This is a genomic window from Rhodobium orientis (genome assembly GCF_003258835.1).
Lineage (GTDB): Bacteria > Pseudomonadota > Alphaproteobacteria > Rhizobiales > Rhodobiaceae > Rhodobium > Rhodobium orientis.
The window spans coordinates 47,045-72,941 of record NZ_NPEV01000005.1; the positions used below are offsets into that span (position 1 = coordinate 47,045).

Sequence of the window (25,897 nt, forward strand, 5' to 3'; positions counted from 1 at the left end):
AAATGACGCGATCCCAGGGGGGACGCCATGGGTGTGCTGGTCGTCGGGGGCGGTATCGGCGGGCTTGTCGCCGCGCTTAGCCTTCACCAGGTCGGCGTGAAGGTGAAGCTGTTCGAGCGGGTGCTGCATGCGCGACCGCTGGAAGTCGGCATCGTGCTGTCGCCGGGCGCCGTGCGGGAACTGGACGACCTCGGCTTTTCCGACCTCCTTGCCGAGATCGGCATCCCGCTCTCCTCGGTCGCCTACTACAACCGCCTCGGTCAGGGCATTCTCAATGAGCCCTGCGGTCTCGACGGCGGCTATCGCTGGCCGCAATACGCCGTGCCGCGCGACGTGCTGCAGACGGCGCTGGTCAACGAGACGCGCCGTCGGATCGGCCGCGACAACGTCCATCTCGGCTGCGAGCTTCTCTCCTTCGACAATGGCGAGGATGGGGTTTCCGCCGCGTTCCGCGACAAGTCGCAGAACGGCGATGTGGCCCGCTTCGACGGTTCGCTGATGATCGGCGCCGACGGCATCGCCTCGACGGTGCGCCGGTCGCTCAACCCGCAGGAGGGCGAGCCGATCTGGAACGGCGCCATCCTGTGGCGCGGCATGTCGCGGGGTATCGGTCTCCTCGATGGCCGGACGATCGCGGTCGCCGGCAATGACGGCCAGAAATTCGTCTGCTATCCGCTGGCCGGCGCCGATCCGGACGTGCCGACGGTGAGCTGGATCGCCCAATTGCGGTTCCGCTCCGAGCACGAGTGGCGCGAGGAGGAGTGGAACCGGCCCGGCCAGCCGATCGATTTCCTGCCGGCTTTCGAGGACTGGCGGTTCGACTGGCTCGACGTGCCGCGGCTCGTCGCCGCCGCCAAGGGCATCTACGAATTTCCGATGATCGACCGCGATCCGCTGCACGGCTGGTCGAAGAACCGGGCGACGCTTCTCGGCGATGCCGCCCATCCGATGCACCCCGTGGGCACCCACGGCGCCAGCGAGGCGATCATCGATGCGCGCATCGTCGCCCGTTCCGTGGCGCTTGCCGGCGAGACCGCGGCGGCGCTCACCGATTACGAGATCGCCCGGCGCCTGACCACCAAGCGGATCACGCTCGCCAACCGCCAGAATGGTCCGGAGCAGATCCTGCAGATCGCCGATGAGCGGGCACCGGACGGCTTTTCGGCCGTCGAGGAGGTGGCGCCGCGCGGTGAACTCCTGGAAATGATTGCCAAATACCGGCAGATGGCGGGTATCGATGCGGAGACCGTCAACGGCCGCGAGGCGCTGGTGCCGGAGGGGCTGCGGGTCGCTCCCGTTGTTCCGTGAAGCCCGATACGCGCGTTATCCCGTGACCTCGTAGCGCCAGGGCATGTCGGCACCGCCTTGCGTGCAGACATAGGCGGCGACGCGCTGGCCGAGGATGGTGGCGTGTTCCAGCCGGTCCTCGTTGAGGCCCTTGAAGCCCTCTGCGGTCAGAACGTCGGCATCGGTCAGGCCGGCGAGGAAGCCGGCCATGAAGGCATCGCCGGCGCCCAGCGTGTCCCGCACATCGACGGCGTGGGCCGGCTTCGACAGCACGAAATCGTCCGTCGCCACGTGCACGCCGAGATCGCCGCGGGTGATGATGGCGATGGTGGCGCCGCCTTCCAGCCAGTATTCCATGACCATTTCCGGCGGCTGGCCGGGGTAGAGCCAGCGGATGTCGTCCATGCTCGCCTTGACGATGTCGGCCTGGTCGACCATCCGCGCCAGGCGCTGGCGATAGGCGCTCTCGTTTTCGACCAGCTTCGGGCGGACGTTGAGGTCGAGCGAGATCAGCCGCTCTTCGACCTCATCGGAGATGAAGTCCTCGATGCATGAGGCCACCGGTTCGGTGCCGAGCACGTAAGAGCCGCAATGGACCAGCGCGACATCGCCGCCAAGGGGGCTGGTGTCGGCGGGATCGAAGTAGCGCCCGGCCGAGCCGACGTCGAAGAAATCGAAACGCGGCTCGCCCTTGTCGATGCCGACGAAGGCGAGTGTTGAGGATTCGTCGGCGAAGACGATGCGACCGGTGTCGACGTCGGCCTCTTCGAGCGCTTCGGCAAAGCGCGCACCGAAGAGATCGCTGGAAAGCGCCCAGACATAGCCGACGGGAACGCCAAGCCGGCCGAGGCCGAGGGCCACATTGAATGCCGAGCCGCCGAGCACGGGACGAAAGGTGCGGGCGCCGTCGAGATTGCGCTCCGGCAGGAAGTCCACCACCGCTTCGCCGACCGTGATGATCACGCGTCTTGTCCTTTCGCCCGTCCGGCTGGTCCGTCTTCCCGCGGAGAAGATCGCGTTCGCCGCCGCTTTTCAAGCCGGCTTATCGACGCCCGCACGTTCGCTCGTGAAGTGTTGCCAATCGGAACCGCTGGGCTTATCCACCGGTCATGCCTGACCCCGCGCTCCTTTCCGCCGAAACCGCGCCGCCGCTTCGACCCGAGGTCGAGGCGCTGATTTCGGCCTTTCACGCCAGGACGCCGATCCGCACCTGGTCGTTGATCGTCACGATCTATGGCGATGCCATCGTGCCGCGCGGGGGAACGCTCTGGGTCGGCACGCTGATTACCCTGATGGAAGCGGTCGGCGTGGCGCCCGGGCTGGTGCGCACGGCCGTCTCGCGGCTCGCCGCCGACGACTGGCTCACCCGGCACCGGATCGGTCGGCGCAGCTATTACGCCCTGTCGGCGCGCGGGCGCGACGCCTTTGCCGCGGCGACAGAGCGCATCTACAACGCCCCGAGCGGCACCTGGAACGGCCGGTTCCGCATCGCCGTCCTCGACGACGGCAGCGATCCGGACCGGGCGGCGGCGCGAAAGCCCCTTGAAGACGCCGGCTACGGGCTCCTGGCACCGATGGTGATGATCGCGCCGCAGGGGCGCTCCGGACCGGAGCTCGGACATGCCGATGCCATCGCGCTGGACGCCGTCCCTTGCGAGCCGGAGGACGCGCGCCGGCTGGCGGCGCGGGTCTGGCCGCTGGATCGCATCGCCGGCGGCTATGAGCGGTTCTGCGGCCAGTTTGCCGGTCTCGACGTGGCCCTCCACAAAGGCACCGATTTCCCGCCGCTCGATGCGCTGCTGGCGCGCATCCTGATGATCCACGAATTCCGACGCATCCTCCTACGCGATCCGGCCCTGCCGGCGGAGCTGCTGCCGGCCGACTGGCCGGGAACGGAAGCCCGCGCAATGAGCGGGCGCATCTATCGCGCGCTGGTCGGCGCCTCCGAGGCATGGCTCGATGCCAACGCGGCGTCCGAATCGGGACCGCTGCCGGCGCCGGGACCGCAGTTCCATTCCCGGTTCGCCTGACCATGGCGGGAGGCGGAAAAGAGCGGGGAGGGCAGCGGCGACAGCGCCCCGGCCGCCGGCCGGAGCGGCCGGTCCGGCAGCCCGTTGAAGATTCTTTCGAACCGATCGCACTTGCCGGGGACGCGGCCGACCCGCTCGGGCTGCTCGACCGGCTTCTTTATCGCGACGACCACATCATCGTCCTCGACAAGCCGGCGGGCCTTGCCGTCCATGCCGGGCCGAAGGGCGGGCTGACGCTGGAGGACGGGCTGGAGGCGCTGCGGCTCGGCGGGCCGCGCCGGCCGGGGCTTGCCCACCGGCTCGACAAGGACACCTCCGGCTGCCTCGTCCTCGGCCGCGACCGGGAGACGCTGAACCGGCTCGGCCGCATGTTCCATTCCGGAAGGGTGCAGAAGACCTACTGGGCCGTCGTCGAGGGGCATCCGAAGACGGACCGCGGGCGCATCGCCCTCAACCTTTCCAAGCGCACGAAGGGCCGCGGCTGGTGGATGCGGGTCGACCCGAAGGGGCAGCCGGCTGAGACCTTTTTTCAGGTGCTCGGCCGCTCCGACCGGTTCTCTTTCCTGGAACTCTCCCCGAAGACCGGACGCACGCACCAACTCCGGGTCCATTGTTCGACCAAGGGCTGGCCGATCCTCGGCGACCCGATCTACGGCAAGGGCGTTGCCGGCGGCCCGCGGCTGCACCTTCACGCGCGCTCCATTGCGCTGCCGGGCGGCAAGGGCCAGAAGGCCGTGACGGTCACGGCACCGGTTCCGGAGGACATGGCGGCGGCGCTGAGGCTGTGCGGGTGGGAGGGGGAGACCTGAACCCTCAATCGCCCCGCTTCAGGTCTTCCAGTTCGACGCCGGTGGCGCCTTCGATGACGAGCTGGGTGGCAAGGCGGGCGAAGTCGCGGCGGCTGATCGGGCCGTCGGGGCGGAACCACAGGAACTGCCAGTTCAGCATGCCGAAGAGCGACATGGTCACCGGCTTCAGGAGCGGGTTGCCGCCGCCCAGCGATGGCACGGCGCCGCGGATGGCATCGGAAAAGACGGCGACGAGGGCGCGCTCCTTGGCCTTCAACTCGTCCTGGCGGGCCTGGGGCAAGCGCTTCAGGTCGTTGATCTGGACCTTGTGTTCGGCGTCCGCGTCGCGATAGGCCTCAAGCAGCGCGATGCAGAGCGCCTCCAGCTTCTCGCGCGGGCTCGCGTGCTCCTCGCCGACCTTTCCGACGGCCTCGAGCAGCCGCTCCAGGTGGTCGTCGACGATGTCGAAGAGGACCGCCTCCTTGTTGTCGTAGTAGTGGTAGAGCAGGGCCTTGGAGACGCCGCAGGCCTCGGCGATCTGGCTCATGGAGGTGCCGTCATAGCCGTGCTCGGCGAACAGCCGGGCCGCGGTCTGGTAGATCGCTTCGCGCTTTTCCGTGTGGTCCTGGGCGCGCGGTCTTGCCATGTCGGTCCTCGCTTTGTCGCCAATGGGGTGCGGCCCGGCGGTGCCGGGCCGCTGGTGTTCAGGTCTTCGGGCGCTTGTCGATGACGCGCCTTGCCTTGCCGACCGAGCGCTCGATGGAATCGGGGTCGGTGACGTTGATCCTTGCGGAAATGCCGACCACCGACTTGATGTGGTGGGCCAGCTCCTTCGCCGCGCCGTCGCGTCCGTCCCTGGTCACGTCGATGTCGCGGGCCTCCACATTGACCGTGATCATGTCGAGGCGGCCGTCGCGGGTCAGGTCGATCTGGTAGTGGGGCGCCAGCGCCCTGCATTTCAGGATCTGCTCCTCGACCTGGGTCGGGAAGACGTTGACGCCGCGGATGATCATCATGTCGTCGGAGCGCCCCGTCACCTTTTCCATGCGCCGCATCGACCGGGCGGTGCCGGGCATCAGCCGCGTCAGGTCGCGGGTGCGGTAGCGGATGACGGGCATCGCCTCCTTGGTCAGCGAGGTGAAGACCAGTTCGCCTTCCTCGCCGTCCTCCTTCACCTCGCCGGTCAGCGGATCGATGATCTCCGGGTAGAAATGATCCTCCCAGATATGGAGGCCGTCCTTGGTCTCCACGCATTCCTGGGCAACACCCGGGCCGATCACCTCCGACAGTCCATAGATGTCGACCGCATGCATGTCGAAGGCGTCCTCGATCTCCCGGCGCATGGCATCGGTCCAGGGCTCGGCGCCGAACAGGCCGACCTTCAGGGAGGTGCTGCGCGGATCGATCCCCTCGCGGCGGAACTCGTCGAGGATGGAGAGCATGTAGGACGGCGTCACCATGATCAGTTCCGGCTGAAAGTCGGTGAGGAGCTGGACCTGGCGCTCGGTCATGCCGCCGGAGACCGGGATCACCGTGCAGCCGAGTTCCTCCGCGCCGTAGTGGGCGCCGAGGCCGCCGGTGAAGAGGCCGTAGCCATAGGCGATGTGGGCCTTCCAGCCCGGGCGTCCGCCGGCGGCGCGGATCGAGCGCGCGACCACTTCCGACCAGACATCGATGTCTTTCCTGGTGTAGCCGACGACGGTCGGCCGGCCTGTGGTGCCGGAGGAGGCGTGGACGCGGGCGACCTTTTCCATCGGCACGGCAAAGAGGTCGAAAGGGTAGTTGTCGCGCAGGTCCTGCTTCTGCAGGAAGGGGAACCGCGCAAGGTCGGAAAGCTCCTTCAAGTCGTCCGGATGGGCGCCGGCGGCGTCGAACCGGGTCTTGTAGTGCGGCACGTTCTCATAGGCGTGGCGAAGCGTCCATTTCAGGCGGTCGAGTTGAAGCGCGGCGATCTCGTCGCGCGAGGCGGTCTCGATGGGCGCAAGGGTGTCCCTTGCGGGCGTCAGGTCGTCCACGGCGTTTCTCCCGTTTTTCATCGGCCGCGTCGCCGCTGTCGCGGTGCGCGGGCCTTGTCGTTTTCATTCTCGGTGCCGGACCGGTCGTTGCCGGTCGCGGCCTTGTCGCAAGTCTTCAGGGGCGTTCCAGCATCAGGGCGATGCCCTGGCCGACGCCGATGCACATGGTGGCAAGGGCCCGGGTCGCATCGCGCTCGGTCATTTCGATTGCCGCGGTGAGCGCCAGGCGCGCGCCGGACATGCCGAGCGGATGGCCGAGCGCAATGGCGCCGCCATTCGGATTGACGTACTCCACATCGTCGGGCAGGCCGAGACGGCGCAAGGTCGCGAGGGCCTGGGCGGCAAACGCCTCGTTGAGTTCGACGACGTCGATGTCGGTGATCTTGAGGCCGAGCCGGTCGAGCAGCTTCTCGCTCGCCGGGGCCGGGCCGATGCCCATGATGCGCGGCGGCACGCCGGCCGTTGCCATGCCGGTGACGCGGGCGATCGGCGTCAGGCCATAGGCCTTCACGGCCGCCTCGGAAGCGACCAGCAGCGCGGCGGCGCCGTCATTGACGCCGGACGCATTGCCGGCCGTGACCGAGCCGCCGTCGCGGAACGGCGTCGGCAGCTTGGCGAGCTGTTCCAGGGTCGTCGCCGGGCGCGGGTGCTCGTCGGTGTCGACGACGATGGGGTCGCCCTTTCGCTGCGGGATCGTTACCGGGACGATCTCTTTTGCCATGCGGCCGCTTTCCATAGCGGCCTTGGCGCGCTGCTGGGATCGCCAGGCAAACGCGTCCTGGTCGGCGCGGGAGATGTCGAAATCCTCGGCGACGTTTTCCGCCGTCTCCGGCATGGAATCGATGCCGTATTGGGACTTCATCAGCCGGTTCACGAAGCGCCAGCCGATGGTGGTGTCGTGGACCTCGGTATTGCGGGAAAAGGCGCTCGTCGCCTTGTTCATGACGAAGGGGGCGCGGGACATGGATTCCACGCCGCCGGCAATGACCACGTCGCATTCGCCGGCCTTGATGGAGCGCGCGGCAATGCCGAGGGCATCGAGGCCGGAGCCGCAGAGGCGGTTGACCGTGGTGCCGGGGACGGTCTCCGGCAGCCCGGCAAGGAGGCCGGCCATGCGGGCGACGTTGCGGTTGTCCTCGCCGGCCTGGTTGGCGCAGCCGAAGATGATGTCGTCGATTCTGTCCGCCGGCAGGCCGGGGACAGACGCCATCAGCGTCCTGATGACATGGGCGGCGAGGTCGTCCGGGCGCACGGGGGAGAGCGCGCCGCCATAGCGGCCGATGGGCGTGCGGATGCCGGCGCAGAGATAGGCTTCGCTCACTGGGGCGTTCCTTCACTATTCGGGTCGTTGACGAGCGTCCCCTTGATGGTGCGCGACAGGCCGCGGAATTCGGCGATCTTGCGGCCCTCGGAGGTGACGACGGAGATGTCGTAGATGCCGGAGCGGCCGCCGCGCGAGCGCTCCTCGGCGCGGGCGATCAGGGTCTCGCCGCTATGGGCGGGGGCCATGAAGTCGATGGAGCAGTGCTGGGCGACGGTTCGTTGGTTGTAACTATTGCAGGAATAGGCAAAGGCGGTGTCGGCGAGCATGAAGATGTAGCCGCCGTGGCAGATGTCGTGGCCGTTGACCATGGCCTCCGTCACCGTGAAGGTGGTCGTCGCCCGGCCTGGCGCCACGTCGGAGACCGTGACGCCGATCGCCTGGGCGGCCTTGTCGTCTTGCCACATGGCATCGGCGCAGGCGCGGGCGAGCACGTTCGGATCGCTCATGTTCAAGAGATTTCTCCTTCAGCCCTTGCGCCGGCCGACGAAATTGGGGGGCCGCTTTTCCATGAAGGCGCGCACGCCCTCGGCGTAGTCCGGCGTGCGGCCGGCCTTGCCCTGGAGGTCGCGCTCCAGGTCGAGCTGGGTGGCGAAGTCGTTGGTTTCCGAGGCATCGAGTGCCTGCTTGATGAGGTCGTAGCCGACGGTCGGGCCGGCCGCGAAGCGCTCGGCCAGCGCAGTGACCTCGCTCATCAGGGCATCGTCGTCGACGGCCTTCCAGATCATGCCCCAGTCGGCTGCGGTCTCGGCCGGCAGCGGGTCGCCGGTCAGCGCCAGGGCGCGGGCGCGGGCGGCGCCGGCAAGGCGCGGCAGCGACCAGGTGCCGCCGGAATCGGGAATGAGCCCGATCTTGGCAAAGGCCTGGATGAATTTTGCGGATTTGGCCGCAATGACGATGTCGCAGGCGAGCGCGATGTTGGCGCCGGCGCCGGCGGCAACGCCGTTGACCGCGGCAATCGTCGGGAAGGGCAGGGCGCGCAGCTTCTTCAAAAGCGGATTGTAGTACGTCTCGATGGTGACCGAGAGATCCGGCGGCGCGTCGCCTTCGGCCGTCACCCGGTCGGAGAGATCCTGGCCGGCACAAAAGCCGCGGCCGGCGCCGGTGATGACGAGCGCGCCGCAGGCTGCATCCGCCTCGGCGTCCGCAACGGCGGCAAAGAACGCCTTGTGCTGCGCTTCGTTGAATGAGTTGAGACGGTCCGGCCGGTTGAGCGTGATGACGCGATAGCCCTCGCGCAGCTCCACAAGGATGGGGGTTTCGTCCATTTTCTCGTTCTTCTCCCTGTTGCCGGCATGTCATGTTCTGCATGCCGTTTCGATCGCCCGTCTTTTTTGACGATTGCCAAAATGAGGGCTTGACTGACCGTCCGGTCGGTAAATTATTATGGACGAGACTTGAGGAAGTCAACACGGCGTAGCGACGGTTGTGACGAAACGACCTCGATCGTCGGAAATCCGCCGGGTTGGGGCTTCCTTACCGAGAAAAAAGGCCGCGCGGGCCGGAGCTTTCGAGCTGCCGGTCCGACGACGCGCCGACAAAGGGAGAGACGGAATGCCGGCGTTTTTCGACACGCATCGCGAGACCCTGGAAAAGGCGGTTGAGGCCGCCAAGACGCGCGGCTTCTGGACGCCCTATCCGGAGGTGCCGTCGAAGTCGGTCTATGGCGAGACCGCCAAGGAGGACGGCGAGGCGGCGTTCCAGGCACTGCTGGGAAAACCCTTCGACCTCGACCAGCCGAACGATGCGGGGCTTGCCGGCAAGGAGGACTCGCCGTTCGGCCTTGCCCTCGGCATCACCTATCCGGCGGCAACGCCCGATACGCTGATCGCGGCGGCGAAATCGGCTGGCAAGGGCTGGGCGGCGGCGAGCGTGGAAGACCGCGTCGGCGTTGCCCTTGAAATCCTTTCCCGCATCAACGCTCAGACCTTCCTGATGGCGCACGCCGTCATGCACACCTCCGGCCAGTCCTTCATGATGGCGTTCCAGGCCGGCGGCCCGCACGCCCAGGACCGGGGCCTTGAGGCCGTTGCCTACGCCTATCACGAGATGTCGCTGGTGCCCGGCGCGGTGCGCTGGGAAAAGCCCCAGGGCAAGCATGGCCCGCTCGTCATGGACAAGACGTTCAAGGTGATCCCGCGCGGCATCGCGCTCGTCATCGGCTGCAGCACGTTCCCGACCTGGAACACCTATCCGGGCCTTTTCGCCAGCCTCGTCACCGGCAATCCGGTGATCGTCAAGCCGCATCCGAAGGCGATCCTGCCGCTGGCGCTGACGGTCAGGATCGGTCGCGAGGTGCTCGCCGAGGCCGGCTTCGATCCGAATGTGCTCCTCCTCGCCGTCGACGAGGCGGACGCGCCGATCACGCAGGAACTCGTCACCCATCCGGACATCGCCATCGTCGATTTCACCGGCTCGCCGGCCTTCGGCTCATGGGTTCGCGCGCACGGCGCCGGCAAGCAGGTCTTCACCGAGGAGGCGGGCGTCAACTCCATCGTCGTTGACTCCACCGACAATTTCCGCGGCATGTGCGCCAACATCGCCTTTTCGCTGTCGCTCTATTCCGGCCAGATGTGCACCGCGCCGCAGAACATCTACGTTACCAGGGACGGTATCGAGACGGACGAGGGCAGGAAGACCTTCGACGAGGTGGCCGACGGCATCGCGGCCGCCGTCGACAAGCTCCTCGGCGAGCCGAACCGGGCGCTCGGCATCCTCGGTGCGATCCAGAATCCGGCAACGGCCGAGCGGGTCGCCGACAGCCGCGGCCTCGGCCGCATCGTGCGCGATTCCGGACCGGTCGATGCCGAGGTCGCGGGCGGGGCGCGCACGGCAACGCCGCTCATTCTCGCCCTCAACGCGCAGGACGAGGACGTTTACCTCGCCGAGCGCTTCGGGCCGATCTCCTTCGTCATCGCTACCGCGAAGACGGCGGCGGCCATCGCCCGGGCCGCCGGGTCGGCCAAATCGCGCGGCGCCATCACCGCGGCGATTTACTCGACCGACGAAGCGGTCATCGATGCTGCAAGCGAGGCCTTCGCCGATGCCGGCGTGCCGCTGTCGGTCAATCTGACGGGCGGCATCTACGTCAACCAGTCGGCCGCCTTCAGCGACTACCACGTGACCGGGGCCAACCCGGCCGGCAATGCGTGCCTGACCGATGCGGCGTTCGTCGCCAACCGGTTCCGCGTTGCCACGGTGCGCCGCCAGGCATAAAGCCGGAGCGTACCCGCTTAAGACGATGCGCCGCACGGCTTTCGCCCCGGCGTGTCGCTAAAAATAAGACCAATAAAGTCCAATAACGGGCATTTGGGAGGAAAAAAATGACCCTGAAACTGACCAACCTTCTGGGAGCTGCCGCGGTGTCGGTCGCGGCATTGTCGATGGGGGCGCTTGCCGCTTCCGCCGACACCATCAAGATCGGCACGGTGCTGTCTGCCACCGGTCCGGCGTCGTTCCTCGGCGATCCGGAGATGAAGACGCTCGAACTCTACGTCAAGGAGATCAACGCGGCCGGCGGCGTCGACGGCAACGAGCTGGAACTTGTCGCCTATGATTCCGGCGTCGATGCCAGCAAGGCGCGCACCTTCGCCACCCGCCTCGTGGAAGAGGACGAAGTGGTCGCGGTCGTCGGCGGCTCGACCACCGGCACCACCATGGCGATGATCCCGGTCTTCGAGGATGCCGAGATCCCGTTCATCTCGCTCGCCGGCGCGGTCGTCATCATCGATCCGGTGAAGAAATGGGTGTTCAAGACCCCGCATACCGACCGCATGGCCTGCGAGAAGATCTTCGAGGACATGCAGAAGCGGGGCATCTCCAAGGTCGGCATGATTTCCGGCACCGGCGGCTTCGGCAAGTCGATGCGGGACCAGTGCCTGGACGTTGCCGGCAACTACGACGTGGAGATCATTGCCGACGAGACCTACGGCGCCAAGGATTCCGACATGACGCCGCAGCTCACCAACATCAAGAACACCGAGGGGCTCGAGGCCGTCGTCAATCCCGGCTTCGGCCAGGGCCCGGCGATCGTCACCCGCAACTACAAGCAGCTCGGCATCGACGTGCCGCTCTACCAGAGCCACGGCGTTGCCTCCAAGAGCTTCATCGAGCTTGCCGGCGATGCCGCCGAGGGCGTGCGCCTGCCGGCTGCCGCGCTCCTGGTCGCCGATAAGCTGCCGGATGACGATCCGCAGAAATCCGTCGTCGTCGGCTACAAGGACAAGTACGAGGGCGCCACCGGCGAGCCGGTTTCGACCTTCGGCGGCCATGCCTATGACGGCCTGATGATGCTGGTCGAGGCGATCAAGCGGGCCGGTTCGGCCGATCCGGCCGCGATCCGCGACGAGATCGAGAAGACCTCCGGCTTCATGGGAACGGCCGGCGTCGTCAACATGAGCGCGGACGACCATCTCGGCCTCGACCTGACGGCATTCCGGATGCTGGAAGTCAAGAACGGCGACTGGACGATCGCCGAATAGCCCCTTTGGGGCCATCTCGCGGGCCGGCGCCTTCACCAGCCGCCGGTCCGCGGTTTTCCTTGGCATTTCCGCAATCCGCTTTTCCGTAAGGGGGAAGAGATGGCCGAATTCCTGCAATTCGCCTTCTCCGGCCTGACCGTTGGCGCCGTCTATGCGCTCGTCGCGCTCGGCTTCACGATCATCTACAACGCGTCCGACGTGGTGAATTTCGCGCAAGGCGAGTTCGTCATGATCGGCGGCATGGCGACGGTGTTCCTGACCGCCCTCGGCGTGCCGATCCCGCTCGCCGTCGTGCTGGCGATCCTCGGCGCCGTCGTCGTCGGCCTCCTCTTGCACCGGCTCGCCATCGAGCCGGCGCGCGGCGCGTCGTCCGTCACCCTCATCATCATCACCATCGGCGCCTCGATTTTTCTCCGCGGCCTTGCCCAGGTGGTGTTCGACAAGCAGTTCCACACCCTTCAGCCGTTCTCCGGCGACACACCGATCGTCGTCGGCGGCGCCTCGATCCTGCCCCAGAGTTTCTGGGTGATGGGCGGCGCCGTCGTCATCGTCGTCCTCTTGTGGGCCTTCTTCAATCACACTCTGATCGGCAAGGCGGTGCTCGCCACCTCCGCCAACCGGCTGGCCGCCAAGCTCGTCGGCATCAACACCGGCATGATCATGAGCCTTGCCTTTGCGCTGTCGGCGGCCATCGGCGCCGTTGCCGGCGTGCTCGTCACCCCGATCACGCTGACCAGCTACGAGGTCGGCACGCTGCTGGCCTTGAAGGGCTTTGCCGCAGCGATGCTCGGCGGCATGGGCCATCCGCTCGGCGCCGTCGTCGGCGGGCTCGTCGTCGGCCTCCTGGAGGCTTTCGGTGCCGGGTATCTCTCGTCCGACTACAAGGACGCGATCGCCTTCGTTGTCATCCTCATCACCCTTTTCGTCCTGCCGACCGGGCTGTTCGGCCGGGCCAGCGTGGAGCGCGTCTAGATGTCTGCGCTCCTCAACCATCGCCTCGCCGTGCCGGCCGTGCTCATCGTCCTCGTCGCGCTCTTGCCGCTGGTGCTGCCGTCGAGCTTTTACCTGCGCATCGCGACGCTGGTCTGGATCTCGGCCTTTGCCGTCATCGGGCTCAACCTTCTGATGGGCTATGCCGGCCAGGTCAGCCTCGGCCATGCCGGCTTCTTCGGCATCGGCGCCTATGCCGCCGCGGTGCTGCCGGCGCAACTGGGCGTTCCCGGCATTTTCGCCGTTGTCATCGGCGCCGTTGCCTCGGCGTTGATCGCCTATCTGGTCGGGCGTCCGATTCTGCGCCTGAAGGGGCATTATCTGGCGGTCGCCACTCTCGGCTTCGGCATCCTCGTTGCCATGGTCATCAACAACGAGGCGTGGATCACCGGCGGTCCGGACGGCATCGCCGTTGCCTCCCTCGGCATCAAGAAGCTGCTGAAATCCGCCTTCGGGCTGAAGGTGAAGACGGCCGAGCTCTGGTACTGGATCGCGGGCGCCATGCTCGTCGTCGGCGCATGGGTCGCCGTCAACCTGGTCGATTCGCCGACGGGCAGGGCGCTGCGCGCCGTGCACGATTCGGAGATCGCGGCCCGGGTCGCCGGCATCGACGTTGCCCGCATGAAGCTCGTCGTCTTCGTGGTCTCGGCGGTCTATGCCGCGCTCGCGGGATCGGCGCTCGCCCTCTTCAACGGCTTCATCACGCCGGACACCGCCGGGTTCCTGCACTCCATCGAGCTCGTCACCATGGTCGTGCTCGGCGGCATGGGCTCGATCCTCGGCTCCGTCGTCGGCGCCGCCGTCCTCGTCGTGCTGCCGCAGCTCCTGACCATGTTCCACGACTACGAGCACCTGTTGCTCGGCCTCCTGATGATGGTGTTCATGATTTTCCTGAGGGCCGGGATCGTGCCGGGCCTGCGGGCGCTCGTTGCCGGGAGGGGCGCGGCATGAGCATTCTGTCCGTGGAAGACCTCGGTATCGAGTTCGGCGGCCTCAAGGCCGTCGACAATGTCAGCTTTGCGGTCGAGGCCGGCGAGGTGTTTTCCATCATCGGCCCGAACGGCGCCGGCAAGACGACGCTCTTCAATCTGATCTCCGGCGTCTACACGCCCAAGCACGGCAAGGTGCTCCTGGAAGGCCGCGACGTCACCGGCGTTGGGCCCCATCTGCTTGCCCGCAAGGGCCTGTCGCGCACCTTCCAGAACCTGCAGATCTTCTTTCGCATGACGGCGCTGGAAAACGTCATGGTCGGCTGTCACCGGCATGAACGGATGAACGTCTTCGCACATCTCCTGGCGTTGCCCTCTGTCGCCCGCCAGAACGAGGCGACGCGCGCGGCGGCGCTGACGCTCTTGTCGCGCGTCGGCCTTGCCGCATACGCCGACACCGTCGCCGGCTCCATGCCCTATGGCGCGCTGAAGCGGCTGGAGATCGCCCGGGCGCTCGCCGCGGACCCCAAGGTTCTCCTGCTCGACGAGCCGGCCGCCGGCTGCAATCCGGTCGAGACGGAGGAAATCGACGCGCTTATCCACCAGATTGCCGCGGACGGCGTCACCGTTGTCCTCGTCGAACACGATATGAAGCTCGTCATGCGCATTTCCGACCGGCTGCACGTGCTGGACTACGGCCGCACGCTGGCCGAGGGAACGGCCGAGACCGTGCGGCGGAACCCGGACGTCATCGCCGCCTATCTCGGCAGCCACGGATCGAAGGAGGCCGCCCGTGCTTTCGGTTGAGGGGCTCGGCTCGGCCTATGGCCGCATCGAGGCGCTGCATGGCGTCGACGTCGCCGTCAACGAAGGCGAGATCGTCTCGCTCGTCGGCGGCAACGGCGCCGGCAAGACGACGCTCCTGCGCGCCATTTCCGGGGTGCAGCCGGTCACCCGGGGCAAGGTGCTCTTTGAGGGCGCCGACATCACCCGGCTGGGGCCGCACCGGCGGGTCGAATGCGGCATTGCCCAGGTCCCGGAGGGCCGGCAGATCTTCGGCTCGCTGACGATCGAGGACAATCTCCGGCTCGGCGCCTACCGGCGCAACCGCGGCGCGACGACGGCATTCCTTGAGCACGTCTACGAAAGCTTTCCGGTGCTGCGCGAACGCCGCCAGTCGCTTGCGGCCGGCCTGTCCGGCGGCCAGCAGCAGATGCTGGCGATCGGCCGCGCGCTGATGAGCGATCCCAAGCTCCTTCTCCTCGACGAACCGTCGATGGGTCTTGCGCCGATCCTGGTCGACAAGATCTTCGAGGCGATCACACGGCTGCGCGATGCCGGCACGACCGTGTTCCTCGTCGAACAGAACGCCTTTGCCGCGCTCAACATCGCCGACCGCGGCTATGTCATCGAGACCGGGGACATCACGCTTTCCGGTCCGGCCGGCGACCTGATGCGCGACGAGCGCGTCCGCGAGGCCTATCTCGGCGTCTGACCGGCCTTGCGGGCCGCCCGTTTGCACCTGTTTTTTTCGGGCTGACCGGCTTGTTGCCGCCCGCGACGGTGGACGGGCGGGCGGGTAATGTTGTAATCCTTTCTTTGGGTTCTCGTGGTTAGGTGAGGTGGCGGCTGCCATCGTAAGGTCATGATCGTCTGGCGAATATGCGATCGGCATCACCTACAAATCGTACTCCGAGGGGGCATTATTGGCCGACGCGATCGTTGAAAGCGCCAGGAATCATGCGACGCGCCTGCTTCAGAGCGGCGTCGAACGGTTTGCGCCAATTGTCGAAAAGCGCGCTGCCATCGGGGAAAAGGTGGGCGCGTTCGCCGGCAAGATCGGCTACCTGTCGCCGGTCCGCAGACGCGAGAAGCGGAACGATTACATCGTCGAATTCGACGGGGTGACGAAGACCTATCGGACCAAGAAGGGCACGAAGACCATCCTTCGCGACGCCACCTTCAAGGTCAACCGCGGCCGCAGCCTCGCCGTCCTCGGCCAGAACGGTACCGGCAAGTCGACATTGCTGCGCCTGCTGGCCGGCGTCGAGCATCCGACCGAAGGCTCGATCCGGCGCGGCGGCCGTGTGTCGTGGCCGCTCGGCTTCGGCGGCGGCTTCGCCAGCGACATCTCGGCCCGGGAAAACTGCATCTTCATCAGCCGCATCTACAATGCGGATCCGGAGGAAGTGATCGACTTCGTTGAGAGTTTCGCCGAACTCGGCAACTATTTCGACATGCCGGTAAAGACCTATTCATCGGGCATGAAGGCGCGTCTGGCCTTCGGCATGAGCATGGCGATCGAGTTCGACTGCTATCTGATCGACGAGCTCACCGCGGTCGGCGACAAGCGCTTCAGGGACAAATGTCATGCGGAGTTCTCCGCCCGGCGCGAGACGGCCGACGTCATCATGATTTCGCACTCGGTGCAGACGATCATTTCCTACTGCGATACCGCGGCTGTCTTGAACAACGGCCGGCTGGAGTTCTATGACGATCTCCACGAGGCGATCGAAATCTACAAGGCCCTTTAGCTCATGCTGGAAATCCCCAATTCTGCCGACAGGCTGAAACGGCTGGCACTGGACCCGTCGGTCTTCACCACCGACGCCAAGAAGAACGACGACGCGCGGATGAAGCCGGAACGCAAGCGCGCCGGCAGAAAGACCCAGCGCAAGAAAAAGCCGCGCCTTTCGGTCAGCAAGTCGCTGGCGCTGTTCGTCGTGGTACCGGGGTTGCTCGCCGCGATCTATTTTTTCTTCATCGCCTCGGACCAGTACGCGGCTGAAGCGCGGTTCGCGATCCGCAGCGCAGAATCCGGCGGTAGCCCGGACCTCATCGGCGGTCTCCTCGCCGGCGTCGGCAGCACGTCGTCGACTGCATCCGACGCCTATATCGTGACGGAGTACATCTATTCGCGCGAACTCGTCGACGAGCTCGAAAAGGCGATCAACCTGCGCCAGATCTACAATCGCGACGAGGCCGACTTCCTCGCCCGGGCCGGCGACAACCGGTCGGTCGAGTCGTTCATGGACTACTGGAAGAGCATGGTCAGCGTCTATTTCGACTCGACCGAAGGGATCATCCTCCTGGAAGTGCGGGCGTTCACGCCGGCCGATGCCAAGCTGGTCGCCGAGAACGTGATCGGTCGCAGCGAACGGCTGATCAACGAGCTCTCCCGCAAGATACGGGACGATGCGGTCAACGAAGCACGCTCCGAAGTGGCCAGAGCCGAAAACCGGCTGCGCCTGGCGCGCGTCGCGATCGCCCGTTTCCGCGAGGTCAGCAAGATCATCGACCCGTCGATGACGGCCAAGACCGAGCACGCCATCGTTTCCTCGCTCGAGGGCCAGCTGGCCAAGCGTGAAACGGAATTGGGCACGGCGCTGATGTCGATGGGCGACACGGCGCCGCGCGTCATCCACATGCGGACCCAGATTGAGGCGTTGAAGAAGCAGATTCTCGACGAGCGGACGAAACTGGCGCTTCGCGATTCTGCCGGCGGCGAATCCCTGAACGAGAACCTGAAGCGCTACGAGGAGCTGGTTACCGAACAGGAGTTCGCCCAGAAGGCCTATGTGTCGACGCTGGGATCGCTGGAGCGCGCGCGAATCGAGGCCGACCGGCAACAGCGCTATCTGGCCGTGTTCGTCAATCCGCGGCTGCCGCAGGACGCCCTCTATCCGGAACGCCTGCGCTGGACGTTGATCATTTTCGGCGGCGCCTTCCTGATCTGGGGTGTCGGCTCGCTGGCGATCGCCAGTGTCCGCGATCACATGATTTGACGGTTCGCCGTCCGGCGTTCCTGGACAGGCGGTTCATATGGCATTTACCTTTTCCCTTCACCGCATGCTAACCAGGATGCGGTGACACTGGGCGTGGGGATCATCGGCGGCGCATCGCCTTTTTTGGAAAAAACGCCTTGCGCCGATCCGAAAATAACCGTCTCTTGCGACCTGCGGGGACGACGGCAAAGAGGGTGGGCGCGATAGTGTGGCGCCGCTGCAACGGGGATCTCGGAAACCCGTCCGACTAAATTCGCGGATATGGCGGATGCGCCATGACGGTGGTAAGCAACGGCGTGCAATAACGATATAAACCCATGCATCACAAACTCCTTTTCGCGCTTGCCATTGTCGGGATTCTGGGCGGCTGTTCGGGGCTTCCGAGCGAAGGGCCGTCGGCGATGGACATCAGCGCGGCAGACATCGAGTCGCTGCCGCAGACCGAGTACATCTTCGTCCCGATTGACGCCAACAGCGCGAACGTGGCCGGCCAATACCGGCTGACGGAGTTCTCCCGCAATTTCAAGGTCGGCGCGCCAGGCAACGGCCAGCGTCTCGGCGTCGGTGACCGGATCGCCGTGACGATCTGGGAAGCGGGCGAGAACGGCCTGTTCTCCACGGTCAACGGCAAGAACACGAATGTCGAATCCGTCGTCGACGAGAACGGCATGATTTTCATTCCCTATGCTGGGCGGATGCGCGTGGCGGGACGGACCGTGGAAACGGTGCGCCAGAACATCGAGGCCAATCTGGTCGACAAGGCGATCCAGCCGCAGGTTCTGGTGAACGTGAAGGGCAATGTCAGCAACAGCGCGGTCATCGTCGGAGACATCTCCAAGCCAGGCCGCTATCCGATCTCGCTGCGCGGCACGCGGATTCTCGATCTGATCGCCGGTGCGGGCGGATCGAAATATCCGACCTACGAGACGGTGGTGACGCTGAAGCGCAAGGACCGCACCGCGACCACCGTGCTTGAGAACCTTTTCGACTATCCGGGAAACAATATCTTCCTGTCGCCGAACGACAACATCCTCCTGGCCCACGCGCCGCGCAGCTTCACGGCCTTTGGCGCGGTCGATTCCACCAAGGAGTACAGGTTCGAATCGCGCACCATCACGCTGGCGGAGGCCCTGGCACGAGCCGGCGGCCTGGACGACAAGCGGGCCGATGCGGGCGGCGTGTTCCTGTTCCGCTTCGAGGACGTGGAAGTTGCGCGTCAACTCAGCGACAAGGTCGATCTGCAGGCCGTGTCCGGCTACAAAGTTCCTGTCGTCTACCGGCTTAACTTCAAAGATCCGAAAGCGTTCTTCTACGCGCGCTATTTCGAACTGCGCGACAAGGACATCCTCTACGTCGCCAATCATCCGACGGCCGAATTCGGCAAGTTCCTGAACATCATCCAGCCGGGTATTACCTCGGCCCGTTCGGTCGACCTGATCACCCGCTAAGCCACGCCGCATCGGATACCGCCGTCGAGCGTTGTCCGATCTCCGGTCCAGATGTGCGCCGGCAATGCCTTGCGATGACGGCAGCCATCTTCGCACGAAGGCGGCGACTGCCCGCCTTCGGCTACTCCATGTCGCAGAGCTGTGGGAAAGTCCGGGACGGCTTACTTGTTGCCGACGCGCACGACGATATCCACCGAGCGGATGGTCTCGCCGTCTCCCAGGGGCGGGAGCTTGTCGGTATCGATCGCCATCATCGGCAGGTCGACCAGGTGATGGTCGTCTTCGTTGTAGATGTGGTGGTGATCGTCCGTATTGGTGTCGAAAAAGGTGCTGGAGTTGTCGATGACGATGCGCTTCAGGAGGCCGGCGGCGCAGAACTGGTTGAGGGTGTTGTAGACGGTCGCCTGGGAGACGCGCACGCGGGCGCGTCGCGCCGTTTCCATGACGTCATCGGCTGTCACGTGTTTGGTCGTCGGCCCGTCGAAAAGAAGGCCGGCAATGGCGATGCGCTTCTCGGTCGGCTTGAGGCCGGCCTTGCGCAACAGGCGCTCAAGGGCGAGGCGCTGCATGGGAGGCTCCCGATTTATACCTAGCAAATAATTTTAGAAGCATTCTTGTTTATTACAAGGGCAAAGTTAGTCGATGCCCATTTCACGGGCGCTGCAATGTTTTCTGACCGGATTCGGACGGCTTATCAAAGAAGCTTCTTGACCGCTGCTCGCCAGAGCCGATACCGGCGGTGGCAGAGACCTGCGCCGGGTGACCCTTCGTTCCCGCCGCCACACAAAAGGGACCCGGCATGAAGGACGGCGGCCGCCTGATGGCGGCGATTGAAATCATCGACGACATCCTCTCGCGGCGCCGGCCGGCGGCCGATGCGCTGAAGGACTGGGGCCTTGCCCACCGGTTTGCCGGCTCCGGCGACCGGGCGGCGATCGGCAATCTCGTCTTCGACGCGCTGCGCCGGCGCCTGTCGCTCGCCTGGCGCATGGGTGACGACAATGGGCGCGCGCTGGTGCTCGGTGCCTATGTGACGATGTGGGGTAAGGACCTTGCCGACCTCGATGCGGTGCTCGGCGACGACCGTCACGCGCCGGAGCCGCTCGGCGATGCGGAACGGGCGGCGCTTGCCGGCGAGGTCCGGGACGGCGCGCCGGACCATGTGCTGGCGGACGTGCCGGACTGGCTGTGGCCGGAATTCGTCGCCGCCTTCGGGGAGCGCGCCGTCGACGAGGGCAGGGCGCTTGCCGACCGGGCGCCGCTGGATCTGCGCGTCAACACGCTGAAGGCCGACCGTGAGAAGGTGATGAAGGCGCTTTCCCGGTTCGGCGCCGTTGAGACGCCGCTGTCGCCGGTGGGGCTGCGTATCGCCGCGCCCGACGGGCCGAAGCGGCTGCCGCATGTGCAGTCGGAAGACGCCTTCAGGAAGGGCTGGTTCGAGATCCAGGACGAGGCGAGCCAGCTCGCCGCGCTGCTTGCCGGAGGGCTCGGCGGCGGCCAGACGGTGGACTATTGCGCCGGTGCCGGCGGCAAGACCCTGGCGCTCGCCGCGCAATCCCGCAACGCCGGCCAGATCTACGCCCACGACGCGGACCAGCGACGCTTCGGCGATATCCGCGAGCGGCTGAAGCGGGCGGGCGTGCGCAACGTCCAGCTTCGCGGTCCGGACGGCGACACGCTCTCAGACCTGGAGGGCCGCGCCGACACGGTGCTGGTCGATGCGCCCTGCACCGGCACCGGCACCTGGCGCCGGCGGCCGGACGCCAAATGGCGGGTCGCGCCGGGAGCCCTGGAGCTGAGGATTGCCGAGCAGGAGGCGGTGCTTGCCGAGGCGGCGCGGCTGGTCAAGCCCGGCGGTCACCTCGTCTATGCCACCTGCTCGCTGCTTGCCGCGGAAAACGAGGGCCGCATCGCTGCCTTTCTCGATGCCAATCCCGGCTTCCGGCTGGCGGCGCCCGGCGATGCCTGGCTGGCGGCGACCGGAGAGGCGATGCCCGAGGGTCTGCGGGCCGCCGTCGGCGACCGTGGCGATTGCGCGCGACTCACCCCGGCAACGAGCGGAACCGACGGCTTTTTCGTTGCCCTCATGCAGCGAGCGGAATGACCGGCCGCTCCACCAATACCGCACTGCGAAAACAAAACGCGTGACAGCCGGCCCCTCGGTCTTGCGGACGGGCCGAAGCTCGCTTATGCGATGTCCATGACAGACACCGTTCTTGTGATCGACTTCGGCTCCCAGGTGACGCAGCTCATTGCGCGGCGCGTGCGCGAGGCCGGGGTCTACTCCGAAATCGTTCCGTTCCAGAGCGCTGGCGAGGCTTTCGAGCGGCTGAAGCCGAAGGGCGTCATCCTGTCGGGGGGGCCTGCCTCGGTGCTGGACGAGAACGCGCCTTCGGCGCCTCCCATCGTCTTTGAGGCCGGTCTTCCCATCCTCGGCATCTGCTACGGCCAGCAGACCACCTGCCTGCAGCTCGGCGGCATGGTGGAGGGCGGCCACGCGGCGGAGTTCGGCCGCGCCTTCGTGGAAATCCACGAGCCGTCGACCCTTTACGAGGGGATCTGGTCGGTCGGCGAGCGGCACCAGGTGTGGATGAGCCATGGCGACCGGGTGACAAGGTTGCCGGAGGGCTTTGCCGTGCGCGCCACGTCGCCGAACGCGCCCTTTGCGGTGGCCACCGACGAGGACCGCAGGATCTACACCACCATGTTCCATCCGGAGGTCTACCACACCCCGGACGGCGCGGCGCTGCTGAAGCGCTTCGTGGTCGATATCTGCGGCTGCACGGCCGACTGGACGATGGCCGCGTTCCGGGACGAGGCGATTGCCAAGGTCCGCGCCCAGGTCGGCGACGGCCGGGTGATCTGCGGGCTTTCCGGCGGCGTCGATTCCTCCGTCGTCGCGGTGCTCCTGCACGAGGCGATCGGCGAGCAGCTCACCTGCATCTTCGTCGACCACGGCCTGATGCGTCTCAACGAGGCCGAGGAAGTCGTCGGCCTGTTCCGGGATCACTACAACATCCCGCTCGTCCATGTGGACGCGGCGGACACCTTCATCGACGCGCTCACGGGCGAGAGCGACCCGGAGACCAAGCGCAAGACCATCGGCCGGCTCTTCATCGAGGTCTTCGAGGAAGAGGCCAAGAAGATCGGCGGCGCCGATTTCCTGGCGCAGGGGACGCTCTATCCCGATGTCATCGAGAGCGTTTCGTTCACCGGCGGACCGTCGGTGACGATCAAGTCGCACCACAATGTGGGCGGCCTGCCGGAACGCATGAACATGAAGCTGGTGGAGCCGCTCCGCGAACTCTTCAAGGACGAGGTGCGCGCGCTCGGGCGCGAGCTCGGCCTGCCCGAGGCCTTCGTCGGCCGCCATCCGTTCCCGGGGCCGGGGCTCGCCATCCGCTGCCCGGGCGGGGTCTCACGCGAAAAGCTCGACATCCTGCGCCAGGCCGACGCCATCTATCTGGACGAGATCCGCAAGGCCGGGCTCTACGACGCCATCTGGCAGGCATTTGCCGTGCTTTTGCCGGTGCAGACCGTCGGCGTCATGGGCGACGGGCGGACCTACGAGTTCGTCTGCGGCCTTAGGGCCGTCACCTCTGTCGACGGCATGACCGCGGATTTCTTCCATTTCGACATGGAATTCCTCGGCCGGGTGTCGGCGCGCATCGTCAACGAGGTCCGCGGCATCAACCGCGTCGTCTACGACGTCACGTCGAAACCGCCAGGGACGATCGAGTGGGAATGATCTCGGCCCGCACCGTCTCCGAGGTGCGGATGAAGTGAGAATGGCCGCAAAACTTGGCCTCTGCCGGTAACTCCCGTTTTCAGACGTCGGCTGCCGTTCTTGCCGCCATTGAACTCTGCGGGCACTCTTCGCTCGGCGGACTTTCCCCTGCGCTCACGATGCCGTCGACCGAACGCAGCTCCGGAACCGCGAAGTCGGTGAACGCGCGCACGACCGGCCGCATGAAACGCACGGATGGATAGGCAAGGAACGCCTCCGTTGGCCTGACCTCATAGTCCGGCAGGATGCGCACGAGACGGCCCTCTGCGAGCTCGTCGTTGACGAGGAGCTGCTGCACGGGACCTGCGGCATGGCCCTCGATCAGCGTCGCGGCGATGACCTCGGCATTATTGGTGCGCAGAACGGCGCGAACCGGAACGTCGACCAGCCGGCCGTCGCGATGCCGGAGCGGGAGGACATCGCGCGAGGCGAGGAGGGCGGCGTTGGTGATGATGCCGACCTCCGACAGCCGCTGCACGGTGTCGATCGGGCCGGACCGGTCGAGAAAGTCCGGCGAGGCGACGAGGATGCGGCGGACCGCGCCAAGACGGCGGATGATGAGTTCCTGATCGACCGGACGGCCGTATTTGATCGCGAGATCGAAATTCTCGTAGACGAGGTCGACGTCGCGATTGTCGAGAACGAGATCGGCCGTGACATCCGGATGGCGCCGCTGGAAGGCCATGACGATGCCATGGAGATGCTTCGCCCCAAGGCACGACGGAGCGTGAACGCGTAGATTTCCTTCGACCGCGCCCATGTCGCGACGAACGCCCTCAAGCGCGGCCTCGATGGTGGCCAGCGCCTCGCGGCTGGTGTCGTAAAGGGCCTGGCCCTCGGGGGTGGTCCGCACGATCCGTGCCGAGCGCTCAAGCAGACGTGCGCCGACATGGCGTTCGAGATTGCGCAGGTGCTTGGTAACGCCGGGCTGGGAGACCCCGAGGTCGCGGGCGGCGGCGGTCACGGAGCCGCGCTCGACGGTGCGGACGAAAGCTCTCAGTGCCGCGGCGATATCCATCGGTTCTGACCTCGATGTCCCGGCTTGCAGGCGATGCGCGACGGCGCCCGGAACATCCGCCCGGCGCGTTGGGTCGCACCGCCCGCCCCATCGTACTGCTCTATCATAGCCATTGGTTATGAATGCAATTACCTCATAACGTATAGACGCGCCTTGCGCCATCTGTTTCTGATCGCCGGGATTTTTGGCTCTCATGAGGTGCAGACGCGGCATGACTATCAGCAGACGTGGCTTTGTGGCCGCAATTCCCTTCGTCCTGGCCGGCTGCACCACGGGTCGGCAGTCCCTGGCAGAACCGGCCATCGGGTCCTCCTACGTTTCCATGTACGCGGCGGTCGACACGGAGCCGTTCCCCGTGCCCGCGATCGATCTGAGAAAAGTCAAACCGAAGTTCCTACGCCGCGAGGTGGCGTATCGGACAAACGAATGGCCGGGTACGATCGTCGTCGATCCCGCCGCGCGCTACGCCTATCTGGTGCTGGAGAACGGCCGTGCGCTTCGCTACGGCGTCGGTGTCGGCAAGGAGGAAGCGCTCAATTTCCGGGGTGAGGCGACGATTGCCCGAAAGGCCGAATGGCCGGGCTGGCGCCCGACGCCGGACATGATCAAGCGCGATCCCAAGAGGTACGGCCCCTTGAAGGACGGCCTTGCGGGGGGTGCTGGCAATCCGCTCGGCCCGCGTGCGCTCTATCTCTACCGGGATGGCCGCGACACCTACTACCGGCTGCATGGCACGGTGGAGCCATGGACGATCGGCACGACCGTGTCGTCGGGCTGCATCCGGCTGCTCAATCAGGACATCATGGATCTCTATCGGCGTGTGCCGGTCGGCACGAAGGTTGTCGTGTTGCCCGCCACGCCGGCAACGAGCTGAATCCGGCGGAACCGCGCGAAAGGAGAACGGCGATGCCGGCAACGGGCAAACGCATGACGACCCGCCGATCGGTGCTCGCGGCAGCCGCGAGCGCCCTGTGCGCGGGCGTCCTGACCGGGGTCCATGGGACGGGCTGGGCGCTGGCGGGCAGGGCGGATCGCATCCCCTCCCACCGGCGACCGATGTGCATCGATCGTGCCGGTTTGCGGGTGCGCAATCTGGACGGCATGATCCTCTTCTACCGACAGGTCATCGGGCTGGAGGTCCTCAGTCGGACCGAGCAGGGTGCCGTCCTCGGCACCGGCGGTGTGGGGCTCCTCGAGCTGGTGCGGGACCCCGGGGGGACGCCGGTGCCGGCGGGGGCGGCGGGCCTTTACCATCTCGCCTTGGAGATGCCGACACGGCCGGATCTGGCGCGCTGGATCGTCCATGCCGCCAGGCATCGCTTTCCGGTGTCGGGCCTGGCCGATCATCGGGTGACCGAATCCGTCTATCTCGACGATCCGGAGGGCAATGGCATCGAGGTCTACGCCTCGCGGCCGGAGGCGGAATGGAGGTGGGCGGGCGGGCAGGTCGCCATGGGCGTCTTCGACCTCGACCTCGATCCGCTCTTAGAGTTGGTCGACCGGAGTGAGGACGCGTATTCGGGTGCGCCGGCGGCGATGCGCATCGGCCATATCCATTTGCGGGTCGGCGAGCTTGCGGCGGCCGAGCGGTTCTATTCCGGCCTGATCGGCTTCGAGGCGACCCGGCGCGCGCCCGGCGTCGTCTTCATGTCGTCCGGCAAATACCATCACCATGTGGCGGTGAATATCTGGGAGAGCCAGGGTGCGGGCCAACGCGGCGAGGCCGAACTCGGACTGTCGTGGTTTTCGGTCGCAATTGCGGGCCGCTCGGCGCTGGAGGATCGGAAAGCGCGCCTGCGCGCGGCGGGCGTCTCGTTCAAGCCCATCGCCGGAGGGATAGAGGTCGAGGACCCCTGGGGAAACAGGGTTCGGTTGCGGGCGATCTAGGCGCTTTCCCAAAAAGCTGACAGACCTTTTGGAGAAGAAATCGCCTCCAAACAAAAACCTAAGGCATGTTGCGTGTTTGAGAAAAAACGCAATGTGCCTGAGGCGCTGCTGCCGACGGATGGCAGACAGAA

Annotated in this window: 24 protein-coding genes; 16 read left to right on the plus strand and 8 right to left on the minus strand. The window is 66.2% G+C overall.

Going from position 1 to position 25,897, the window contains the following annotated elements; all coding sequences use genetic code 11:
• Nucleotides 1-27 precede the first annotated feature (27 nt).
• Nucleotides 28-1,308 (plus strand): FAD-dependent monooxygenase, encoded by a 1,281-nt coding sequence (locus tag CH339_RS03900; RefSeq protein ID WP_111432976.1) that lies wholly within the window; start codon nt 28-30, stop codon nt 1,306-1,308.
• 15 nt (nt 1,309-1,323) lie between these two features.
• Here CH339_RS03900 and CH339_RS03905 read toward each other — a convergent pair whose 3' ends face one another.
• Nucleotides 1,324-2,250, minus strand: a complete 927-nt coding sequence (locus CH339_RS03905; RefSeq protein WP_170138396.1) for a carbohydrate kinase family protein — start codon at nt 2,248-2,250, stop codon at nt 1,324-1,326.
• 146 nt (nt 2,251-2,396) lie between these two features.
• Between CH339_RS03905 and paaX the strand changes: the two genes are divergently transcribed.
• Together paaX and CH339_RS03915 are read left to right on the plus strand one after the other, a co-directional pair.
• Complete coding sequence (paaX, locus tag CH339_RS03910; RefSeq protein WP_111432978.1) at nt 2,397-3,317, plus strand: phenylacetic acid degradation operon negative regulatory protein PaaX; 921 nt, start codon at nt 2,397-2,399, stop codon at nt 3,315-3,317.
• A gap of 2 nt (nt 3,318-3,319) precedes the next feature.
• Nucleotides 3,320-4,126, plus strand: coding sequence for an RluA family pseudouridine synthase (locus CH339_RS03915; RefSeq protein ID WP_111432979.1), 807 nt, complete (start codon nt 3,320-3,322; stop codon nt 4,124-4,126).
• A gap of 4 nt (nt 4,127-4,130) precedes the next feature.
• On the opposite strand, the gene CH339_RS03920 is transcribed toward CH339_RS03915, so the two are convergent.
• The 5 genes from CH339_RS03920 to paaG all read right to left on the minus strand — a co-directional run bounded on the left by CH339_RS03920 (nt 4,131) and on the right by paaG (nt 8,709).
• Entirely contained in the window at nt 4,131-4,751 is a 621-nt protein-coding gene (locus tag CH339_RS03920; protein ID WP_111432980.1) for a TetR/AcrR family transcriptional regulator, read from the minus strand.
• A 58-nt stretch (nt 4,752-4,809) separates the two neighbouring features.
• Nucleotides 4,810-6,120 (minus strand): phenylacetate--CoA ligase PaaK, encoded by a 1,311-nt coding sequence (gene paaK, locus CH339_RS03925; protein ID WP_201241045.1) that lies wholly within the window; start codon nt 6,118-6,120, stop codon nt 4,810-4,812.
• A gap of 115 nt (nt 6,121-6,235) precedes the next feature.
• Entirely contained in the window at nt 6,236-7,441 is a 1,206-nt protein-coding gene (gene pcaF / locus CH339_RS03930; RefSeq protein ID WP_111432982.1) for a 3-oxoadipyl-CoA thiolase, read from the minus strand.
• Nucleotides 7,438-7,890, minus strand: coding sequence for a hydroxyphenylacetyl-CoA thioesterase PaaI (gene paaI, locus CH339_RS03935; protein WP_111433059.1), 453 nt, complete (start codon nt 7,888-7,890; stop codon nt 7,438-7,440). The genes pcaF and paaI overlap by 4 nt, the downstream gene beginning before the upstream one ends.
• 18 nt (nt 7,891-7,908) lie before the next feature.
• On the minus strand, nt 7,909-8,709 hold the full coding sequence (gene paaG / locus CH339_RS03940; protein ID WP_111432983.1) for a 2-(1,2-epoxy-1,2-dihydrophenyl)acetyl-CoA isomerase PaaG: 801 nt from the start codon (nt 8,707-8,709) through the stop codon (nt 7,909-7,911).
• A gap of 286 nt (nt 8,710-8,995) precedes the next feature.
• Between paaG and paaN the strand changes: the two genes are divergently transcribed.
• From paaN to CH339_RS03985, 9 genes are all read left to right on the plus strand, one after another.
• Nucleotides 8,996-10,657, plus strand: a complete 1,662-nt coding sequence (gene paaN / locus CH339_RS03945) for a phenylacetic acid degradation protein PaaN (RefSeq protein ID WP_111432984.1) — start codon at nt 8,996-8,998, stop codon at nt 10,655-10,657.
• Nucleotides 10,658-10,824: 167 nt separating this feature from the next.
• Nucleotides 10,825-11,922 carry an ABC transporter substrate-binding protein gene (locus CH339_RS03950; protein WP_420825901.1) on the plus strand — a complete coding sequence of 366 codons (1,098 nt, stop codon included), beginning with the start codon at nt 10,825-10,827 and terminating at the stop codon, nt 11,920-11,922.
• A 99-nt stretch (nt 11,923-12,021) separates the two neighbouring features.
• Nucleotides 12,022-12,894: a branched-chain amino acid ABC transporter permease gene (locus CH339_RS03955; RefSeq protein WP_111432986.1), complete on the plus strand. Its 873-nt coding sequence runs from the start codon at nt 12,022-12,024 to the stop codon at nt 12,892-12,894.
• Nucleotides 12,895-13,863: a branched-chain amino acid ABC transporter permease gene (locus CH339_RS03960; RefSeq protein ID WP_111432987.1), complete on the plus strand. Its 969-nt coding sequence runs from the start codon at nt 12,895-12,897 to the stop codon at nt 13,861-13,863.
• Entirely contained in the window at nt 13,860-14,648 is a 789-nt protein-coding gene (locus CH339_RS03965) for an ABC transporter ATP-binding protein (RefSeq protein WP_111432988.1), read from the plus strand. Before CH339_RS03960 ends, CH339_RS03965 begins: the two co-directional genes overlap by 4 nt.
• Nucleotides 14,635-15,336 carry an ABC transporter ATP-binding protein gene (locus CH339_RS03970; protein ID WP_111432989.1) on the plus strand — a complete coding sequence of 234 codons (702 nt, stop codon included), beginning with the start codon at nt 14,635-14,637 and terminating at the stop codon, nt 15,334-15,336. Before CH339_RS03965 ends, CH339_RS03970 begins: the two co-directional genes overlap by 14 nt.
• A 391-nt stretch (nt 15,337-15,727) precedes the next feature.
• Nucleotides 15,728-16,375, plus strand: coding sequence for an ABC transporter ATP-binding protein (locus CH339_RS03975; protein ID WP_111433060.1), 648 nt, complete (start codon nt 15,728-15,730; stop codon nt 16,373-16,375).
• Nucleotides 16,376-16,378: 3 nt separating this feature from the next.
• The gene (locus CH339_RS03980; RefSeq protein WP_111432990.1) at nt 16,379-17,626 is read left to right on the plus strand and encodes a KpsE/RkpR family capsule polysaccharide export protein; all 1,248 of its coding nucleotides are present in this window, start codon (nt 16,379-16,381) and stop codon (nt 17,624-17,626) included.
• A 317-nt stretch (nt 17,627-17,943) separates the two neighbouring features.
• On the plus strand, nt 17,944-19,074 hold the full coding sequence (locus tag CH339_RS03985) for a polysaccharide biosynthesis/export family protein (RefSeq protein WP_111432991.1): 1,131 nt from the start codon (nt 17,944-17,946) through the stop codon (nt 19,072-19,074).
• Between the two features lie 161 nt (nt 19,075-19,235).
• On the opposite strand, the gene irrA is transcribed toward CH339_RS03985, so the two are convergent.
• A complete protein-coding gene (gene irrA, locus CH339_RS03990; RefSeq protein ID WP_111432992.1) occupies nt 19,236-19,643 on the minus strand; it encodes an iron response transcriptional regulator IrrA in 408 nt (135 codons plus the stop codon).
• A gap of 230 nt (nt 19,644-19,873) precedes the next feature.
• Here irrA and CH339_RS03995 point away from each other — a divergent pair, with 230 nt between their 5' ends.
• A complete protein-coding gene (locus tag CH339_RS03995; protein WP_111432993.1) occupies nt 19,874-21,178 on the plus strand; it encodes an RsmB/NOP family class I SAM-dependent RNA methyltransferase in 1,305 nt (434 codons plus the stop codon).
• Nucleotides 21,179-21,274: 96 nt separating this feature from the next.
• Nucleotides 21,275-22,822: a glutamine-hydrolyzing GMP synthase gene (gene guaA, locus CH339_RS04000; RefSeq protein ID WP_170138397.1), complete on the plus strand. Its 1,548-nt coding sequence runs from the start codon at nt 21,275-21,277 to the stop codon at nt 22,820-22,822.
• Between the two features lie 79 nt (nt 22,823-22,901).
• Here the strand turns inward: guaA and CH339_RS04005 are convergent, their stop codons facing one another.
• The gene (locus tag CH339_RS04005) at nt 22,902-23,879 is read right to left on the minus strand and encodes a LysR family transcriptional regulator (protein WP_111432995.1); all 978 of its coding nucleotides are present in this window, start codon (nt 23,877-23,879) and stop codon (nt 22,902-22,904) included.
• A 211-nt stretch (nt 23,880-24,090) separates the two neighbouring features.
• Between CH339_RS04005 and CH339_RS04010 the strand changes: the two genes are divergently transcribed.
• Both CH339_RS04010 and CH339_RS04015 read left to right on the plus strand, forming a co-directional pair.
• Nucleotides 24,091-24,753, plus strand: a complete 663-nt coding sequence (locus CH339_RS04010; RefSeq protein WP_111432996.1) for a L,D-transpeptidase — start codon at nt 24,091-24,093, stop codon at nt 24,751-24,753.
• Between the two features lie 32 nt (nt 24,754-24,785).
• Complete coding sequence (locus tag CH339_RS04015; RefSeq protein ID WP_245408095.1) at nt 24,786-25,766, plus strand: VOC family protein; 981 nt, start codon at nt 24,786-24,788, stop codon at nt 25,764-25,766.
• Nucleotides 25,767-25,897: the final 131 nt, after the last annotated feature.

Coding starts and splice junctions, on each gene's coding strand:
- CH339_RS03900 (WP_111432976.1), top strand. CDS start 28: ATGGGTGTGCTGGTCGTCGGGGGCGGTATCGGCGGGCTTGTCGCCGCG.
- paaX (WP_111432978.1), top strand. CDS start 2,397: ATGCCTGACCCCGCGCTCCTTTCCGCCGAAACCGCGCCGCCGCTTCGA.
- CH339_RS03915 (WP_111432979.1), top strand. CDS start 3,320: ATGGCGGGAGGCGGAAAAGAGCGGGGAGGGCAGCGGCGACAGCGCCCC.
- CH339_RS03920 (WP_111432980.1), bottom strand. CDS start 4,751: ATGGCAAGACCGCGCGCCCAGGACCACACGGAAAAGCGCGAAGCGATC.
- paaI (WP_111433059.1), bottom strand. CDS start 7,890: ATGAGCGATCCGAACGTGCTCGCCCGCGCCTGCGCCGATGCCATGTGG.
- paaG (WP_111432983.1), bottom strand. CDS start 8,709: ATGGACGAAACCCCCATCCTTGTGGAGCTGCGCGAGGGCTATCGCGTC.
- paaN (WP_111432984.1), top strand. CDS start 8,996: ATGCCGGCGTTTTTCGACACGCATCGCGAGACCCTGGAAAAGGCGGTT.
- CH339_RS03950 (WP_420825901.1), top strand. CDS start 10,825: ATGGGGGCGCTTGCCGCTTCCGCCGACACCATCAAGATCGGCACGGTG.
- CH339_RS03955 (WP_111432986.1), top strand. CDS start 12,022: ATGGCCGAATTCCTGCAATTCGCCTTCTCCGGCCTGACCGTTGGCGCC.
- CH339_RS03960 (WP_111432987.1), top strand. CDS start 12,895: ATGTCTGCGCTCCTCAACCATCGCCTCGCCGTGCCGGCCGTGCTCATC.
- CH339_RS03965 (WP_111432988.1), top strand. CDS start 13,860: ATGAGCATTCTGTCCGTGGAAGACCTCGGTATCGAGTTCGGCGGCCTC.
- CH339_RS03980 (WP_111432990.1), top strand. CDS start 16,379: ATGCTGGAAATCCCCAATTCTGCCGACAGGCTGAAACGGCTGGCACTG.
- CH339_RS03985 (WP_111432991.1), top strand. CDS start 17,944: ATGCATCACAAACTCCTTTTCGCGCTTGCCATTGTCGGGATTCTGGGC.
- irrA (WP_111432992.1), bottom strand. CDS start 19,643: ATGCAGCGCCTCGCCCTTGAGCGCCTGTTGCGCAAGGCCGGCCTCAAG.
- CH339_RS03995 (WP_111432993.1), top strand. CDS start 19,874: ATGAAGGACGGCGGCCGCCTGATGGCGGCGATTGAAATCATCGACGAC.
- guaA (WP_170138397.1), top strand. CDS start 21,275: ATGACAGACACCGTTCTTGTGATCGACTTCGGCTCCCAGGTGACGCAG.
- CH339_RS04005 (WP_111432995.1), bottom strand. CDS start 23,879: ATGGATATCGCCGCGGCACTGAGAGCTTTCGTCCGCACCGTCGAGCGC.
- CH339_RS04010 (WP_111432996.1), top strand. CDS start 24,091: ATGACTATCAGCAGACGTGGCTTTGTGGCCGCAATTCCCTTCGTCCTG.
- CH339_RS04015 (WP_245408095.1), top strand. CDS start 24,786: ATGCCGGCAACGGGCAAACGCATGACGACCCGCCGATCGGTGCTCGCG.